1 protein-coding gene is annotated in these 587 nt (G+C 53.3%); it reads left to right on the top strand.

Going from position 1 to position 587, the window contains the following annotated elements; translation table 11 throughout:
- A partial coding sequence (locus NXS07_RS20675) for a type VI secretion system baseplate subunit TssF (RefSeq protein WP_258087594.1) occupies nt 1-587 on the top strand: 587 nt, incomplete at both ends.

Below are 587 nucleotides of genomic sequence, written 5' to 3'. Positions count from 1 at the left end.
CAGGATTTCCTGGGCAGAACCGAGCACCGGCTGAACTTTTTTGATTTGACCGGCAAACCCGCAAAAAACTTACCCGATATTGCCATCTCGTGCCATTTCATCGGCTACCACGAACAAGCGCTGACACTGGCACAGGGGGCGATCACGGTGACACAGGAAAGCTCACCGTCTCATCTTGGTGCGCAGAATATTATCCCGGTCATGACCGATTACCCGCCGTTGTTACAGGAAAATAGCGGCTGGCCGCTGCTGTCCTGCCTTTCCAGCCCACCGGTGATGTTATTTGCGACTGACAGCCTGAAACAATTCCTCCGCCTGTTTGACTCGCATACCGAGACAAATCGCCCACTGAGCCGCCAGCTCCGCCAACATATTGACGGTATTGTACAGGTGGAAGAACGCCTGACCGACCGACTGCGGATGGGGAGACCGGTTCGCGGGTATGTGCTGTCACTGACGCTGAATCCTGATTGTTACCGCACTCCCGGCGAGATGTACCGCTTCTGCCGATTAATCAATGAAGCAATGGCCTGTTTTATCAGCCAGTCTACCTTTGTCATGCTGGAAATTTTTATCCCGGACAGTAA

Source organism: Xenorhabdus bovienii (assembly GCF_024721015.1).
Lineage (GTDB): Bacteria > Pseudomonadota > Gammaproteobacteria > Enterobacterales > Enterobacteriaceae > Xenorhabdus > Xenorhabdus bovienii.
This window is presented reverse-complemented; position numbering and strand designations above follow the sequence as displayed.